Raw genomic sequence first — 15,297 nt, 5'->3', positions numbered from 1 at the left:
CGGCTTACACCTTCGCCAGCACGTCGCGCAGCTCTTGCAGCACCAGCGTCTGGTAGGCGGCATCTTCGCCGTACCGGCGCATGATCTCCTGGCGCGCGGCCGACAGCTTCTCTTGGTAATCCGGCGCTTCGCGGTCCGGGTTATCCCGCTTGAACGCCACCATCGGCTCTTGAATGTAACTCGGGCGCGGTCCCCATTTTTCGAGAATGACGCCGCCTGTATCGGTGAAGAACACGACCGGAATCGAACGTCCGCCCATCGTCAAGTGTTGATCCATCAAATCCAGATGCTCTTCCATGATGAGGATTTGCGTCGGAATGCCCGCCGTCTCCGTCGCGCGGAGCACGACCGGCACGTTGCGCACGACGTCGCCGCACCAGTCCGCCGCCAAAATGAGGCAGCGCAGGTCGTCCCGATTGTTGAGCGATTCGAAGAATTCTTGCAGCTCCGCGTCCGGCCACTCGAACTTGTCGTACCACGACGCGAAAGCGTCTTTGTTTTTGGTCATTTCCTCTTTGAACTTGAGCGGCGCGATGCCTTGACCCCACTTGTGCCCGATTTGTTGACTCATCTCGTTTCCTCTTTTCGAAATGGAATGGTCAAGCCGTTTTCTTATTTCTGCTGCGCCAAACGGCGTAGACTACGTAAATCACGAGCAGCGCGATGGCCGCGGGGATAATGATTTTCGTGTAAGGAGCCGCTTCTTCGCCGATCTGCTCCCAGTTGTCGCCGAGTTTCCAGCCCAGCCAGACGAACAGGAACGACCACGGGATCGAGGCGATCAGCGTAAGCAAGGTGTAAACGGTGAAATTCATGCGCGCCATCCCGGCCGGAATGGAAATGACCTGCCGCATGACCGGCACGAAACGAGCGGTAAACACGATGATAGGCCCGTACTTGTCGAACCAGCGTTCGGCGACGTCCACATGCTTTTCTTTAATATGCAAGTATTTGCCGTAACGGAGAAGAAACGGCCTGCCGCCGTACTTGCCGATGGCGTACAGGAGCCACTGCTGCAGCACCGCGCCGATCGACCCGCAAATAACGGCCCCGACGAACGAGATGTGGCCTTGGGATACCAGGTATCCGCCGAATCCCAAGACGATTTCGCTCGGAATGACCTCGATGGCCAAGCCGATGATAATGCCCCAATAACCGAGGCTTTCCACCCATCCCAGCGCCTGCGCCAAAATATCGTGAACCAAACTTATCGACCTGCTTTCTCTCCCATTTCCCAATCCTTCTCATTCTAGCATAGGCGGCGAGGGCTCTTCCACCGGAGAGAAATCACTTTCGATGCGTTCAGGCTTGTCATGCGGGGACGGGCCGTCGCATATGCTTCGGTAGATGGACAAAGTTGAGGAGGAATGAACGGCATGAGTAAAGTCGTGTTTATCGAACGGAGAAAAATGCAGCTGTACGCCTTTTTGGCGGTTGCGGTCATTTTGGCCGGGGCGTACGTCGGCTGGCAACAATCCAAACCCGCGGCGGCCACCGCGCCCGCAGCCTCCGACCAGAAGCAAGTGTTCCAGCTCGTCACGGGTGAATTCAAAGCCACATCGGACAACGGCAAAGAACTCGAATCCTATCGCTGGGACCCGGGTACCGTCGTCGTGAAGAAAAACCAACCGGTCGAGCTCCGCATTACCGGCATCAACGGCCAATCGCATCCCTTCGTAATCGAAGGGCTCAATATCAGCGGCGAAGTCCATAAAGGCAAAACGACGACCATCCGGTTCACCCCGACGGCGGCCGGCATCTACCCGATCGTCTGCCAAACGCACGACGTGCCGCAAAACGGCGGCCCGATGGTCGGTTATATCGTCGTCCAATAAAATCCGAGATTCAAAAAAAGACGCCCGCGAGGGCGTCTTTGTCGCTTCCTGGGCCTGCTCCGCATAAGGTATCGCAGGAAAGTGAGGCGAGAATAGTCCATGAAAGACGGCCAAGAAAAACACAAAACTCCGCTCCCTACTCCCCGAAGCATCCGCCGTGCCTGCGACAACGAGCTCTACCGGACCCTTAAAAGGCTGAAACTCTTCGTGCCGCCCGAAAAGGTCAAAGAAGCGGTCGAACTGTATTACAGGAAAGTGATCGGCAACTTGGAATGGATCACGCTCAATCACAGCAACCGGAAGCTTCTCGCGGATTGGTGGGACGAAGCGGTCTGCGGTGAAATCGCAACGCTGTGGGCCGTGGAGCCCGCCAAGTTATCCCGGGCTTTCCGCGACGCGTTCGGAGGCTGATCCTTCGTCCAGCTTCTTCAGCAGCTCCTCCGCTTCGTCCCGCCAGCCGTCCGAGTCGGCGGAGATCAAGCCAAGCAGAAGCCCCCGCGCTTTGGGGATCCGGCCCAAGTCCGCGTAAGCTTGAGCGGCGTTGAACTGGGCGGACGGCGCCATCGCGAAGCCCCGGCCGTTGGCCGGATGCGGCTCCGCCTCCACTTCCCGCGCGAGCGCGGCGAACCGCTCGTAGAAGGAGACGGCCGCCTCCGCCGCCGTGCGGGCGCCCGCTGCGTCGCCGCGGAAGCGCAGCGCTTGCGAGAGCCGCGCCATCTCCGCGATCGCGGCGACATGTGCTTCGCGGCTGAACCGCTCCAGCCGCAGCGCCTCGCGCAAGCGAACCTCCGCTTGCGCGGCAATGCCCAGCTCGGCTTCCGCCAAGCCGAGCTGCAAGAGCAGCGGCGCGGACTGCGGTTCATACCGCAGTCCCGCCGCCAGCACGCTCTCCCGCTCCTCCGCCTGCAGCAGGATCGGGGCGAGCGCCAAGCGAATCCGGACAAGCGCCGGATTCGCCGTAAGCGCCGCGCGCAGCTTCGCTTCGCGCGCGGCAGGGGTCGCCGTCCGCCGGGCGGCGGCCAAGTCCCGGGCGGCGGCATGGCCATGCCAAGCCGCCCACAGGCCCCACGCCGACGCGCCCAGCAGCAGCGCGGCGGCTACTCCGCCGGCGGCCCGCCATCGGCGTGCGTCGGGCCGACCGGCTTCCGCGTTCGCGGAGAACAGCGCAAACCACGCGAGCAGCAGCAGCCAGATCCAGGCGTAGGAAAAATCGAAATCCACGGCCGCATGCAGCAAAAGAACCGCGGCGGGAGCCAGCGCCTCGCGCCGCGTTTTCCACACCCGGCGAATCCAAACGACGAGCATTACCGCGAGAGCGGCCAACCCTAGCAACCCCGTATCCAGCAGCATATCGAGATACCCGCTGTGCACTTCGCTGCCGACGTAAGGCTGGGATTGATAGTAACCGAACAAAGATCGCCAGCTGTCGCCTCCGAAGCCAAGCCAAGGCGAATCCAGGAACATGCGCCAACCGTCCCGGTAGAAGAGCAGGCGCGAAGCGGCGGTGCCGAACTCTCCGCCGGACAGGCGGCTGCCGTTCCCCATGCTCCCCATCCACGCATAAGCAGCCGCACCTAATGCCAACGCCAAAACCGTCACACCCGCCCACAGAATAACTGTCGGCCAGCCTTCCCCTTTTCCCCGCCGTGAAGTCCACAGCCACAAGCCATACAGAGCGCCGGCTCCGGCAACGAGTACACCTGCCGTCAACCAGCCCCAAGAGCCGCCGGCGGCGACGGCGCGAAGCGCACCGCCCGCGGCCGCGCAGCCGCCAAGCAGCGTCCAACACGCGACGAGCAGCAGTTTTCCCCTCTCCCTGCGCCCGTCCGCGAAAACCAGCGCCAGCACGAATCCGGCCAGCAGAGCGGCAATCGCTCCCCTGGATTCGGTTAACGCGATCGCCCCCGCATAGGGAATGGCGGACAAGCTCGCCGCGATCGCCCTCAGCTTGCCGGCCCCCGCCCATCCCTGCCATTGCCGCAGCAAGAAGAAAGCCAAAACCGCGGCGTACGCGTTAGAATACTGCAGGAATCCGGCCAGACGAACGCCGGTCGCGGACAATTCGGGGTCGTCGAATCGGAGCACGATCTCGGGAAAAGACAGCCATCCGAACCAACCCAGCCAGCCTCCGACGAGCAGGAACAAACCTATTGCCTGAATGGCCGCTTCTCCCCATCCCCGATGACCGGGCTTCTTCCCCCACAAGGACAACAAAGTCAGCCAGCCGGCAAACGCCGTCCACCGAAGCATCGAATCTACCGTTCCGGAGTAGGAAGCGGGACCCATCAGCAGGGTGATGCCGTAACAAGCAGCCACGCCCAGCGGAAACAAAGCCGCGGCAGGCAAGGATTCCTTACGGCCCCACACAACCCATGGCAATCCCGCCAGCACGGCGGCGAATACGAGGAGCTCGGCCGAATACGCGTCATCGTCGTAAAACAGCCCAAATCGCCAGGCCGACCACCCGAGCAATCCCGCCAACACCGCCGCAGCGGCGAAATGACCGAACTTTCTCACGATCCTGAATCCTCCGAATCTACGCATGCCGTAAACACGAAAAACGACAGGTCCAGTATGAAGGACCTGCCGGAATTGAGCAATATGGACGACCTTAACCGATCAAGCTTTTTTGAAAACGGCGGTATGCTTCTTGTTCTCGTTCTCTTTGCGGGTGCGGACGTTCCGCTCCACCTGCTGGCGAAGGATCAACGCGCGCAGGGGACGCAGCATATCGGGCTCCAGCAGCTTCATTTTCGCGCCGCACATCAAGCCTTCTTCCTGGCGATCCCTTCTCACGATTTCCAGCTCGCAATTGAACTCGAAGCCGAGACCGACGGTCGCTTTCATTGTGGCTTCCTTCGTAAACGCCGGCAGGTCCGGCGCCTCGAATGCGATGCCGGATACGCTGATATTCCGCAGGGTCACTTCGACCGGATTGCCTTCCTTATCCAAAACGTCGACGAGCTGCACGCTGCCGCTGACTTCAACGCGGGGATGCTCGCGCTTCTCCTCGAATTTCTTATGCACCTCGGGAGGCTGGATGAGCGCGATCGCGCCTTCGTATTTCGCGAAAATGGTAGACGGAAACGTCTGGATGCCCGCCGGCGTGTAAATCGTCAGTTTGACTTTCTCGCCCAGCTCGAATGATTCGAACTCGCTGAGCTCCACCTCGAACAACTCGCCTTCGACGTGCGTCATCAGGCCGGTCGTTACGAAATTTTGCGATTCCACCACCGTCCGGCAATGCAGCAGGACATTCAGCGGAAGCAGATCCCCGTTCGCGCTCGCCAGGCCGGCCTGCGAGCTCCAACCGTTTCTCATGCCAGCGACCACCTTTCCCTATCTCACTTTGTCTATGTAAAATAAAAAGGCGGCTCCCGATCGGAAGCAGCCTGTTCGCCAAAATCCCTATGTACGGTGTACGGGACGATTCGGCAGCCAGGCTGTCGTAGTTCGACGAGCGAACGTTAGACCCTGTAGCTTTGCGTCCTTGCCTTTCGGCAAGTTTGCCAATTATCGACGTCTCAAGTCTGTCATATTGATTCTATATTACCACATGCATGTCTATTTGCGTAAGACTTTTTTCCCGGTTTCTTTATGCTTTCAGCCGCTGCTGGACAACTTCCTTGCGACGGTGCTTGTCGGCATACATGCCTCGGTCGGCCGCTTGCACGAGCTCGTCGAGCACCCTTCCGTCATCCGGGTAGACCGCCGTTCCGACCGATACCGACAAAGGCCGGTTCCATTGCGCCGAAATGCCTGCGATCTGCTCCGAGATCGCCCGGTTCAGCGCCTCGAGCGCCGAACGGTCGCCGTACGGGCATAGAAGCAGGAATTCGTCGCCGCCCCAACGTCCCACGATCTCGCCGTGACGGGATGCGTTCATCAGTCCGCACGCGAGTTTGCGGAGCAATTCGTCGCCCTTCGCGTGTCCGAGCGTGTCGTTGACGGCCTTGAAATCGTTCACGTCGACGAGCAGCACCGACATCCGCTTGCGTCTGCGGTCCGCCTGCGCGACGAGCCTCGGGTAACCGGTCTGCAGGAACCGGCGCGTACAGGCGCCGGTCAGCGTGTCGCGCTCCGCCCAACCTCTCAGCTTGTCGTATTGGACGCCGAAAAAACAACCGAGAGGCACCGTGATCGCAAGGAAAGCAAGCCCGATCCACGCCGCGGTAACCGCCTGATCCGGGCCGCTTCCCCAAGCGAGATGCACGGCCGTAACGGCCGCGCTGAACGCGATCGACAACCCGATCCCCAGCGATAGTCCCAAACGTCTCATCCCGACACCTCCGACACGACGAACTGAACTTCGTTAATGGGCCAGTACGACCCGGTTTCTTCCACCGTTTTTCGCTTTATACAGCGCGGAGTCCGCGCGGGCAAACACTTCCCGCAAATATTCCTTGGGATCTTCGAAGCGGATATCGTCTCCGTCCTCCGTCACGATGCCCATGCTGATGGTGATCTTGACGTTCTCGGAGCCGGCCGCCACTTCGTTATGGTTAATGGCGTACATGATCCGTTCCGCCAGCAGCTCCGCCTGCTCCCGTCCCGTATGCGGCAGGTAAATCGTGAATTCCTCGCCTCCGTACCGGGCGAGAATATCGGTTCTCCGGAGCTTGTCCCGCACGATTTCGGCGGTGCTCTTGATGACTTCGTCCCCGACCAGATGGCCGTGGCGGTCGTTGATCTGCTTGAAATGGTCGATATCGAACAGAAACACGGAGAACGGAATCCGGTAACGCATGTTCAGCAGCACTTCGTGCTCCAGCTGCTGCATGAGGTACCGCCGGTTGTAACAGCCGGTCAGGCCGTCGGTAATGGCCATCTGCTCGAGCTTCTGGTTGACCCGGAACAGCTCTTCCTGGATCGTGACCAGCTCGAGGTTCCTTTCGTGCAGCGCTTCGTTCTTCCGGTTCATCTCGTCGACCAGCTTGCGCAGCTCCGTGACGTCGTGAAACGTGATCACGCGCCCGATCAGCGATTTGCGGTCGTCCAGCACCGGGGAAATCTGGATGGTCACGTGGCGGGTCATGTTGTCGGCGAGCGTAATTTCGGTTTGCATGCGCTCTTGAGGATTATTTCGGTATTTATACAGAAATTCATTAACTTCTCCCTGCGTGTGCAGCGGAGACAGGAATTTCTCCATCTCGAACACGTCGCCCTTGGCCGTATGGACGAACGGAGCGGCGCCCCGGTTCACTTCCAGCACTTTGCCGTTTTCGTCCACGACGATGATCCCCATGGTCATGTGCGAGAAGATATCCCGCTGGGCCATGCTGAGGATGTCGAACATGCCGTACCGGTAGATGGCGACGACGAAGCAGCAATCCGACAGCAGGATGCCGAGGGACATCATCCCCGGAATGACCGGCAGCCAGGGAGCCAGCAGCACGTTGATCAGCAGGTCCAGCACGCTGAAACCGGTCAATACGAAAATGCCGATGACGGCGATCGCGAGCTGCTTGCGCTGATTCAGCGAATGGACGGATTTCAATGCGTGGAACATGATCAGAAGCGCGATGATGAAATAGAGGAACTCCACGACCACGAGCAGCCAGAAAAACGGGCCGTACTCGTGATGGAGATAGGAGCCGTCTTGCGGCGTCATGAAGATGTTCCCCGGGTTCCATAGGACGCCCGCCGCGCAGAGCAGAGAAGGCAGCAGATACAGCAGTGTTTTGGATGCGGTCAAAAGCGCCGCTCGGCCGGTCAGGAAGAAAACGAAAACGAGCCAGCCCGGACCCAGCAGCGACAGCGCGGTAAAGGCGAGCTTAATATAGGCTTCCTGAAAATGGAGATACCCCGTCGTGTTGACCATGAATTGGCCGAACGGCCAAAGCATCATCACGAAATGAAAAGCCAAATACACCTTGTGCGTTTGCGTGATCCGGTTGAACGCAAGCACGCAAACGAACAAGATGAGCAGGGAGACAAAGAGGAGCATATCGGGCCAGAAAAGTGCCAAGGCGGTCACCTTTTCATTGGAAAGGTCTCTTATTCAAAATTCCGGTTAGACAAGCTTCCCTCCATTTTAACATATGCCATCTTTTTCCGACAATCGGGTTTCCCTAATTTTTTCCTAAACTGTGCTCGCTCGAAACACCTATCGCCCCGCGACCGGCAAGTCTTTCGGCCACTCCCTCTCCATATAAGGAGAAACCGAGAGAAAATCGCGGAAAGCCTCGTATTCCCGCCGGGCATCGTCCGCATCCCCCTGCTTTCCTTTTACCGCGCGGATCAGCAGGTTTTTGGGCGTATGCTCCAGATCGATGAATTCGAGCATCTGCGTTTTGTAGCCGGCCGTCTCCAGCAGGTTCGCCCGGATGGCGTCCGTCACCAGCGCGGCGAAACGCTCTTTCAGGATTCCGTGTTTCAGCAGGGGCTTCAGCACGGGCTGGGAGATTTGCCGGAACAGCTCGTGCTGGCAGCAAGGAACGGACAAAATGACCGAGGCGCCCCAAGAGACGGCCTTCAAGAGCGCGGCATCCGTCGCCGTATCGCACGCATGGAGCGTCACGACCATGTCTACGGATGATGATCCCTCGTAATCCGCGATGTCCCCGACGGAGAAGTTCAGATTGTCCCACCCCAGGTCCTGCGCCAGGAGGGAACATTCCCGAATGACGTCCGCCTTCAGGTCGAGCCCGACGATGCGCACGGGCAATCCCTCTTTAACGGCGAGCAGATAGTATAGGGCAAACGTCAAATAAGACTTGCCGCAGCCGAAATCCACGACGGTGAGGGGACGGCCGCGCGGCAGCTCGGGCAGCACGTCGGCGATCATTTCGAGAAACCGGTTGATTTGCCGGAACTTATCGTACTTCGCTTTGACGACGCGGCCCTCCGGCGTCATGACGCCGAGGCGGACGAGGAACGGCACGGGCTCGCCGTCGGGAATGACGTAGGATTTGACCCGGTTATGCGAGGTCTCCCGTTTCGCCGGATTCCCGGTCGGCTTGCCCTTCAGGAGGGTGACCGCGCCCTTCTTGTTCGCCAGCAGCTGCACGTCGGCGTCCGGCGTTTTCACCAGCGCTTGCCGGTATTCCGACATCGTCTCGATCAGCTTGCCGCCGGCCTCGCTTTCCGGCACGTTCTCGTGGAACGCCTTGTTGTCCTGCAGCCTCTCGAACTGATAGAACTTTTCGTTTTTGAGACGCAGCGGACGCACGGACACTTTGCGCGCCGTCTGTCCGTCCTTGCGCCTGGGCTGGCTGAACGTCGCCTGCAGCAAATGCTCTTCCGCCACGGTCATCTTCAGGAATTGCTCCCAGCCGCCCTCTTGGCTACCCGTCTTCATCCCGCATTCTCCTTCGCGGCCGCCAGCCATTGCCGGCGGCCTTCTTCCACTTCCTCGCGGGACAATCCTCCCGCTTGCAGCGTCTCTTCGTCAAGAAGAGCCAGCCTTTCGTAGAAGGCCAGCCCTTCTTCCCGTCCGATGCCGAACCGCTCGCGCATCTCGTACAGCAAGTCCTCGGCCTGCGACAGCTTGCCGGAAGCTTCGAGCCACGGCCAAACGGCGCGCGCGGTTTCCTCGTCCCACTCGTACGGCGCGAGGGAATCGAGCAGACGCCCGATTCTCTCCTCGATGTTCCAGCCGTCGAATCCGCCGTTTTCCCGCATGAGGTACAGATTCAGACGCAGTGCCTTGGCGAACCGCGGCACGCTCTCTTCCGTCCGGCCGAGATCCGTCAGCACCTCGGCCTCCTCCTGAAGGAAGGCGGCGATCACCGCAACCGATTCCGCATTCGGCACGCCGCCCGCCGTCAGCATCGACAGCAGTTCTTGATCGGATAGGCCCATCGCGATCCGGCTCCGCATGCGCAGCTCACGGGCCAGAAACTCGTTGATTTCCTGGATCGCCTGATCCGGCTTTTTCTGTTCCCGAAGGCCCATGACCGCCCCGAGCGCCGAAGCCGCCCGCGCGATCAAACGCATCAGGTAGTCCCGTTCATGCACCCTCGTTCCCCCTGCTCTTTTCGATAAAGGCCGCTATTTCATCCGCGAACCGGGCCGGGTCTTCCATCATGCCCATGTGCCCGACGCCCGGCAGCGTGACCGCGGTAATGTTGGCGTGTGCTACCGGAAATCGGCGTTCCTCCGGAATGACCTCGTCCAACTCGCCGGCCAGCAAAAGCACGGGAAGATCCGTGCGCATGAGCACGTCCGTGCGGTCCGGCCGATCCCGCATGCCGAGCGCGCAGCCGATCGCGCCTTCCGCCGACGTAGCGTAACCCATATCTTTGGCCGCCTTCACCTTCTGTTCCATCGAGGTACGGTGCTCCGGCGCGAACAGCTTGGGAATGAGGCCGTCGACAAAAGCTTGGACGCCTTCTTCGCGGATTTGAGCCGCCGCTTTCAACCGCCCTTCCCGCCCCGCCTCGGTATCCGGAAGCGGAGTGGAATGAACGAGACCGAAGCCGAGAAGACGCTCCGGATACTTTTCCGCGAAAGCGAGCGTGGAATAGCCGCTGAGAGAATGGCCGAACACGAAGGCTTTCTCGATTTTCAACCGGTCAAGCAGCGCCAGCGTGTCGTCGGCCAGCCGCTCCATCGTATACGTACCTTCCGATACCGGCGAGGAGCCGTGGCCCCGCAAGTCGGGCACGATGACGTGATAATGCGAGGAGAGAACGGGAAGGACATCGTACCAATAGCGCCGGCTCCCGCAAAATCCATGCAGCAGCACGATCGGTACGCCGCTCCCTTTGTGTTCGAATGCCGGCAGGTAATCCATGTTGGAATCCGCGTTTTGCATGCTCAGCACATCCTTCGTTCGATAGTTAGGGCAGCCAGCCCCGGACGAGGGCGTCGGCGATTTCGCGCGCCATGTTCATGACGCGATATACGGACGCGGTTTGCAAGGCCCGGTAAGGCTTCGGCCCGGCCGCCCCCACGATTCCGGCCACGCTGTAAGTGCCGAGGGGAGGGAATTTCTTGCCGACGGACCGGGCCGGCGTGAGCGGGCCCGCATCCACCAGGTAGAAGCCCGCCGATTCCGGACGTCCGAGGCAGGCGTCCACCGTTAATATTTTACCCGCCGCGGGGAGCGCCGGAATCACTTCCGGCAGCCGATCCGCGTCGCAGGGGTTCGCCAGCGTTCCGATGACCTTCGGGAATCCTGCTTCTTCCAGCAAGGTTCCGACCCATGGTCCCAAGCAATCGCCGGACGACCGGTCCGTACCGATGCATAGAAAAGTCATTTCTCCAAGCGGATGGCGCTCCGCGATCTGCCGCGCGAATGCCGCCATCCCCGGCCCGTCCACCCGGATCGGCCGATCCGGCCATACCTCCCGCATTCCTCGTTCCCCGTCTTCCCCGCCCAGCGGTTCATTTCCTTCAGGTTACCATGCCGGAACGCGCAACGCCAATTCCTGTGATACAATAAAGGCATCCCCAAACGCGAGAGGAAGATCGGCATGGACTTATCGAAACCGACCCAAGCCAACGTGGAATATATGATCGAGACGATCAAAACGAAGCTTCGCATGGCCACCGGGTCCGCGATGCAGGCTTCAAGCTTCGACGCCGGCAAATACGAGGACCTCAAGGACATATACGATATGGTGATTTCCAAGGACCGTTTCAGCATCAGCGAAGTCGAGGCGATCGTCTCCGAGTTGGGACGGCTGCGGAGCTGACGGAGCTTGGCATCAGGAGAACAAGAAAACCTCGAAAGCGGGCTCGCTTTCGAGGTTTTGTTTTGTGCAGAATCTTGCCGTAATGCGTAAAACGCGTGTTAAAGTGCTGCATATTGCGGGACTGACCTGCGTAACACGCAAAACACGTGTTATTAAGCCGCGCGATACCGAAAAGCATTCGATAATACGCAAAACCCGTGTTATTCCGCAAAAGGTGCGATCGCCTTCCCCATTCTGAGCCGAAGGGATACCGAGAAACAGTTACTTCACGTAAGGCTTCAACAAGGATACGGCATCCTCCGGGTTTCCTTGCTTCAAATCCAGGCCGGCGACCACTTGCCACGTTTCCTCGTGGACGACCGCATCGCCCGATTCGACTTCCCGCAGCTCCCCGAGCGTTTCAAGTTCCAGCATGAAGCTGTTCGTGTACATCTCGAAAGAAACGCCGAAGTCCGGATAAACGCCGCCCGGAACCGGACGGTAACGTTTGATGAAGGTATCGCCATGATTGCTGTAAGCCGCCCAGCCCGCTTCGTTGTCCGTCCCGATTTTGTAAGGCGTCGGGCCTTCTCCCTGATCGACGACCAGTTCCGTTTCGGTAAACCGGACGCGCGGATCGTTCAGCCGGTTGTAAGGCCAGTGAATGAACCGGCGGTTCGGCAGCAGTCCCGTGTCGGTGCCGGCCATCGGCACGACGGCGCGGCCTCCGCCACCCATGACGGAGAGCGCCCACGGCGCGAACGTGATCGGCCAAGGACCGTTGTTCGTCACGCGGTGAACCAGCCGGACGGTAGAGCCGTCCGCGTCCACGGTCAGCTCGATTACTTTGGTGACCTGATTCCAACGCTCCTGCGGAGCGCGCAGCCGGATGCCGTTGTCCCCGATCTTCTCCCATTCCACCGGGTTGTTGTCGGGGTACGTCGTGCGCGGAATGCGCTCCGGACTCGTCCAAAGGCGATGGCCGCCGTAAATGTTCCACGCTCCGCCTCCGACGACGTCGAAGTCCGCGCTCGTTTGGGCGATTTTGCTTTCCGAATCCTCGAAGAACAAATTGGTGCCGCCCGCGGAAGACAAATGGATGATCCGGGGTCCGAAATCCAATGTCGCGAGAATCTCCAAGCTGCCGTTACGGATCGAAACGCAGCGTCCCCAACGCTCGTGCTGAATGACTTCCGTCAATACCGCTGCCATACGCTCACTCCTCCATTTTAAGAAGACGCTAGAATTGCAGATGCTTCGAGAAACCTGCGGAACGCCGCTTCGCCCGCGCCGTCCGCCTTGAATACTCCGGCGTCCGCCAGCACCGCGTGGAATTTATCTCCCACGGCCTCCCGCAGAATCGCGGCCGCCCGGTCCGGCGCGACGGCGACTCCGTGCTGGGAGACGAGTTCGGAAATCCAAGGCGCATGCTTGTTCAACGGATGCCCGGCTTCGGCCAAAGCGGCCGGATCGTAAGCGGTCTTGCCGCTCAGGATAGCGCCGATCGCCGCCAATTCGTCCTGCAGACGTCCGGGCAGCACCGCGAGTCCCATCACTTCGATTAAGCCGATGTTTTCCTTCTTGATGTGATGCAGCTCCCGATGCGGGTGAAAGATGCCGTCGGGATGCTCCTCGCTCGTCCGGTTGTTGCGGAGCACGAGATCCATCTCGTATTCCCCGTCATCCAGAAGACGCGCGATCGGCGTGATCGTGTTGTGAGGCGTGCCTTCCGTATAAGCGGCGATATCCGCCGACGGATCGGAGTAGCCGCGCCACTGCGCGAGTACGTTTCCGCAAACGCGGAGCAAGGCTTCGCGATCCGAGGAACGCACGCGAAGGACGGACAGCGGCCAACGGACGATCCCCGCCTTCACCGCCGGTTCGCCCCGAACCGTGAACCATTCGGCGACCGCCGCGGTTTCCATCGGAAACACGTGCCGGCCGGCTTGGAAATGGTCGTGGTTCAGGATGGACCCGCCGACGATGGGCAGATCCGCGTTGGAGCCGATGAAATAGTGCGGAAACTGTTCGACGAAATCGAGCAGCCGGGCGAACGTCTCCGGGGATATTTTCATCGGCACATGTTCGCCGCGGAATACAATGCTGTGTTCATTATAGTACACGTACGGCGAGTATTGGAAATACCACGGCTCCCCTTGCAGCGTCAGCGGCAGGATCCGCAGGTTTTGCCGCGCGGGGTGGTCGGGACGGCCGGCATAGCCGACGTTTTCCTTGCAGAGCAGGCACTTCGGGTAATGGGCTTGGGGCAGCGTCTTCAGAAGCGCGATTTCCCGCGGGTCCTTCTCCGGCTTGGACAGGTTTACCGTGATTTCCAGTTCGCCGTCTACGGTCGGGTGGCGCCAGTAGCCGTTTTTCTTGATCCGGTCCATCCGAATGTAGTTCACGTCGATGTTCAGGCGGTAGAACCAGTCCGTCGCCTCCTGCATGCCCATTCGCTCTTTCCGCTCGCGGAACAGCTTGAACGTCTCGGAAGGCCTCGGCATCAACAATCCCATGATCCGGGCGTCGAACAGGTCCTTGAACGTCAGCGTGTCGTCCGGGATCAGACCCAAGCGGACGGCTGCATCAAGCAGCGGTTCGAGCAGCGGAACAGGACTTTCCGGCAGCGAAAGCGATCCGCCCTCGGTTTCCGCGCTTTCCTTCGCCGGAGTTTCCGGTCCGTTCAACCGGAACAAATCGAGCAGCGCGTTACGGGCGGCTTCCTCGTCGAGCGGTTCGATCAGCCCGCGGTCCAGCGCGAAAGCGACCAAACGGTCGATACTCGCGCTGATGCGGAAGGGTGACGAAGCATCCGTTATTCTCTCGTTGTCAGGCATGTTGCGCGATCCTCCGATCAATTTTCGTAACCGTGCGGATGGCTGCTATGCCAGCGCCATGCGCTGGCGATGATCTCTTCGAGCCGTTCGCGGGCCGGCTTCCAGCCGAGTTCTCTGCGGGCCCTGTCCGACGAAGCGACCAGTACCGCGGGATCTCCGGCGCGCCGGGCTTCCATCGAAACCGGAATCGGATGTCCGGTCACTTCGCGCGCGACCTCGACCACCTGTTTGACGGAGTAGCCTTTGCCGCTGCCCAGGTTGTAGATCGCGCTGCCGCCGCCATCGCGGAGCCGTTTAAGAGCCAGGATGTGCGCGTCCGCCAAATCGCTGACATGGATGTAATCCCGGACGCAGGTCCCGTCGTCCGTCGGGTAGTCTTCGCCGAACACCGAGATCGTTTCCCGCTGTCCGAGCGCCACCTGAAGCACGAGCGGGATGAGGTGGCTTTCCGGCTGATGATCTTCGCCGATCCTGCCGCTGTCGTGGGCGCCGGCCGCATTGAAGTAACGCAGGGACACCGAGCGGATTCCGTGGGCGACGTCGAACCAGCGGATCATATTCTCCATGGCCAGCTTCGTTTCGCCGTACGCGTTCGTCGGCACCGTCCGGTCGTACTCGTCGATCGGTACCCGCTCCGGCTCGCCGTAAGTTGCGGCCGTCGACGAAAACACGATGCGCGAAACGCCGGATTTCTTCATCTGCTCCAGCAGGCACAGCGTACCGTAAACGTTGTTGTGATAGTATTTGCCCGGGTCCTTCATGCTCTCTCCGACGAGGGAGTTCGCGGCGAAGTGGATGACGCCGTCGATTTCGTTCTCCTCGAATACGCGGGACAGGAAAGCCTCGTCGCGCAAATCGCCCTCGTACAGCTTGCCTCCGAGCACCGCTTCCCGATGGCCTTGGTACAGGTTGTCGACGACGACGACCTGTTCGCCTTTCTCCAAAAGCGCGGCTACCGTATGGGAGCCGATGTACCCCGCCCCGCCCGTGACCAATACCGCCATG

The 15,297-nt window shown here is 60.2% G+C and carries 16 protein-coding genes and 1 riboswitch; of the genes, 3 read left to right on the top strand and 13 right to left on the bottom strand.

Going from position 1 to position 15,297, the window contains the following annotated elements; translation table 11 throughout:
- Positions 1-4: 4 nt before the first annotated feature.
- On the bottom strand, positions 5-571 hold the full coding sequence (locus EAV92_RS00795) for a thioredoxin family protein (protein ID WP_123039332.1): 567 nt from the start codon (positions 569-571) through the stop codon (positions 5-7).
- A 28-nt stretch (positions 572-599) separates the two neighbouring features.
- Positions 600-1,211, bottom strand: a complete 612-nt coding sequence (gene uptA / locus EAV92_RS00790) for an undecaprenyl phosphate transporter UptA (protein ID WP_123043492.1) — start codon at positions 1,209-1,211, stop codon at positions 600-602.
- 165 nt (positions 1,212-1,376) lie between these two features.
- Between uptA and EAV92_RS00785 the strand changes: the two genes are divergently transcribed.
- Positions 1,377-1,835 carry a cupredoxin domain-containing protein gene (locus tag EAV92_RS00785; protein WP_123039331.1) on the top strand — a complete coding sequence of 153 codons (459 nt, stop codon included), beginning with the start codon at positions 1,377-1,379 and terminating at the stop codon, positions 1,833-1,835.
- 99 nt (positions 1,836-1,934) lie between these two features.
- Positions 1,935-2,246 carry a dehydrogenase gene (locus tag EAV92_RS00780; RefSeq protein ID WP_123039330.1) on the top strand — a complete coding sequence of 104 codons (312 nt, stop codon included), beginning with the start codon at positions 1,935-1,937 and terminating at the stop codon, positions 2,244-2,246.
- Here EAV92_RS00780 and EAV92_RS00775 read toward each other — a convergent pair.
- The 8 genes from EAV92_RS00775 to yyaC all read right to left on the bottom strand — a co-directional run bounded on the left by EAV92_RS00775 (position 2,211) and on the right by yyaC (position 11,134).
- Positions 2,211-4,352, bottom strand: a complete 2,142-nt coding sequence (locus tag EAV92_RS00775) for an O-antigen ligase family protein (protein ID WP_164472583.1) — start codon at positions 4,350-4,352, stop codon at positions 2,211-2,213. The genes EAV92_RS00780 and EAV92_RS00775 overlap by 36 nt on opposite strands.
- A 102-nt stretch (positions 4,353-4,454) precedes the next feature.
- Positions 4,455-5,156, bottom strand: a complete 702-nt coding sequence (locus tag EAV92_RS00770) for a PilZ domain-containing protein (RefSeq protein ID WP_123039328.1) — start codon at positions 5,154-5,156, stop codon at positions 4,455-4,457.
- A 109-nt stretch (positions 5,157-5,265) separates the two neighbouring features.
- Positions 5,266-5,356: riboswitch (cyclic di-GMP riboswitch) on the bottom strand.
- A 74-nt stretch (positions 5,357-5,430) separates the two neighbouring features.
- Entirely contained in the window at positions 5,431-6,114 is a 684-nt protein-coding gene (locus tag EAV92_RS00765; RefSeq protein WP_123039327.1) for a GGDEF domain-containing protein, read from the bottom strand.
- A 33-nt stretch (positions 6,115-6,147) separates the two neighbouring features.
- Positions 6,148-7,803, bottom strand: a complete 1,656-nt coding sequence (locus EAV92_RS00760) for a histidine kinase N-terminal 7TM domain-containing diguanylate cyclase (protein WP_123039326.1) — start codon at positions 7,801-7,803, stop codon at positions 6,148-6,150.
- Between the two features lie 138 nt (positions 7,804-7,941).
- Entirely contained in the window at positions 7,942-9,135 is a 1,194-nt protein-coding gene (locus EAV92_RS00755; RefSeq protein WP_420888796.1) for a class I SAM-dependent methyltransferase, read from the bottom strand.
- Positions 9,132-9,794 (bottom strand): DUF6483 family protein, encoded by a 663-nt coding sequence (locus tag EAV92_RS00750; RefSeq protein WP_123039325.1) that lies wholly within the window; start codon positions 9,792-9,794, stop codon positions 9,132-9,134. The genes EAV92_RS00755 and EAV92_RS00750 overlap by 4 nt, the downstream gene beginning before the upstream one ends.
- On the bottom strand, positions 9,787-10,593 hold the full coding sequence (locus EAV92_RS00745; RefSeq protein WP_241158395.1) for an alpha/beta fold hydrolase: 807 nt from the start codon (positions 10,591-10,593) through the stop codon (positions 9,787-9,789). Before EAV92_RS00745 ends, EAV92_RS00750 begins: the two co-directional genes overlap by 8 nt.
- A gap of 25 nt (positions 10,594-10,618) precedes the next feature.
- A complete protein-coding gene (gene yyaC / locus EAV92_RS00740; protein WP_123039324.1) occupies positions 10,619-11,134 on the bottom strand; it encodes a spore protease YyaC in 516 nt (171 codons plus the stop codon).
- Positions 11,135-11,254: 120 nt separating this feature from the next.
- Between yyaC and EAV92_RS00735 the strand changes: the two genes are divergently transcribed.
- Positions 11,255-11,476: a DUF1128 domain-containing protein gene (locus EAV92_RS00735; RefSeq protein ID WP_123039323.1), complete on the top strand. Its 222-nt coding sequence runs from the start codon at positions 11,255-11,257 to the stop codon at positions 11,474-11,476.
- Between the two features lie 261 nt (positions 11,477-11,737).
- On the opposite strand, the gene EAV92_RS00730 is transcribed toward EAV92_RS00735, so the two are convergent.
- The 3 genes from EAV92_RS00730 to galE are packed head-to-tail and all read right to left on the bottom strand — an operon-like array spanning position 11,738 to position 15,296.
- The gene (locus EAV92_RS00730; RefSeq protein ID WP_123039322.1) at positions 11,738-12,667 is read right to left on the bottom strand and encodes a hypothetical protein; all 930 of its coding nucleotides are present in this window, start codon (positions 12,665-12,667) and stop codon (positions 11,738-11,740) included.
- Positions 12,668-12,684: 17 nt separating this feature from the next.
- Positions 12,685-14,292: a UDP-glucose--hexose-1-phosphate uridylyltransferase gene (locus EAV92_RS00725; RefSeq protein ID WP_123039321.1), complete on the bottom strand. Its 1,608-nt coding sequence runs from the start codon at positions 14,290-14,292 to the stop codon at positions 12,685-12,687.
- A gap of 17 nt (positions 14,293-14,309) precedes the next feature.
- Positions 14,310-15,296, bottom strand: coding sequence for a UDP-glucose 4-epimerase GalE (gene galE, locus EAV92_RS00720; protein ID WP_123039320.1), 987 nt, complete (start codon positions 15,294-15,296; stop codon positions 14,310-14,312).
- Position 15,297 lies beyond the last annotated feature (1 nt).

Source organism: Cohnella candidum (assembly GCF_003713065.1).
Lineage (GTDB): Bacteria > Bacillota > Bacilli > Paenibacillales > Paenibacillaceae > Cohnella > Cohnella candidum.
This window is presented reverse-complemented; position numbering and strand designations above follow the sequence as displayed.

Coding starts and splice junctions, on each gene's coding strand:
- EAV92_RS00770 (WP_123039328.1), bottom strand. CDS start 5,156: ATGAGAAACGGTTGGAGCTCGCAGGCCGGCCTGGCGAGCGCGAACGGG.
- EAV92_RS00795 (WP_123039332.1), bottom strand. CDS start 571: ATGAGTCAACAAATCGGGCACAAGTGGGGTCAAGGCATCGCGCCGCTC.
- EAV92_RS00725 (WP_123039321.1), bottom strand. CDS start 14,292: ATGCCTGACAACGAGAGAATAACGGATGCTTCGTCACCCTTCCGCATC.
- EAV92_RS00765 (WP_123039327.1), bottom strand. CDS start 6,114: ATGAGACGTTTGGGACTATCGCTGGGGATCGGGTTGTCGATCGCGTTC.
- EAV92_RS00745 (WP_241158395.1), bottom strand. CDS start 10,593: ATGCAAAACGCGGATTCCAACATGGATTACCTGCCGGCATTCGAACAC.
- EAV92_RS00735 (WP_123039323.1), top strand. CDS start 11,255: ATGGACTTATCGAAACCGACCCAAGCCAACGTGGAATATATGATCGAG.
- yyaC (WP_123039324.1), bottom strand. CDS start 11,134: ATGCGGGAGGTATGGCCGGATCGGCCGATCCGGGTGGACGGGCCGGGG.
- galE (WP_123039320.1), bottom strand. CDS start 15,296: ATGGCGGTATTGGTCACGGGCGGGGCGGGGTACATCGGCTCCCATACG.
- EAV92_RS00785 (WP_123039331.1), top strand. CDS start 1,377: ATGAGTAAAGTCGTGTTTATCGAACGGAGAAAAATGCAGCTGTACGCC.
- EAV92_RS00755 (WP_420888796.1), bottom strand. CDS start 9,135: ATGAAGACGGGTAGCCAAGAGGGCGGCTGGGAGCAATTCCTGAAGATG.
- EAV92_RS00780 (WP_123039330.1), top strand. CDS start 1,935: ATGAAAGACGGCCAAGAAAAACACAAAACTCCGCTCCCTACTCCCCGA.
- EAV92_RS00730 (WP_123039322.1), bottom strand. CDS start 12,667: ATGGCAGCGGTATTGACGGAAGTCATTCAGCACGAGCGTTGGGGACGC.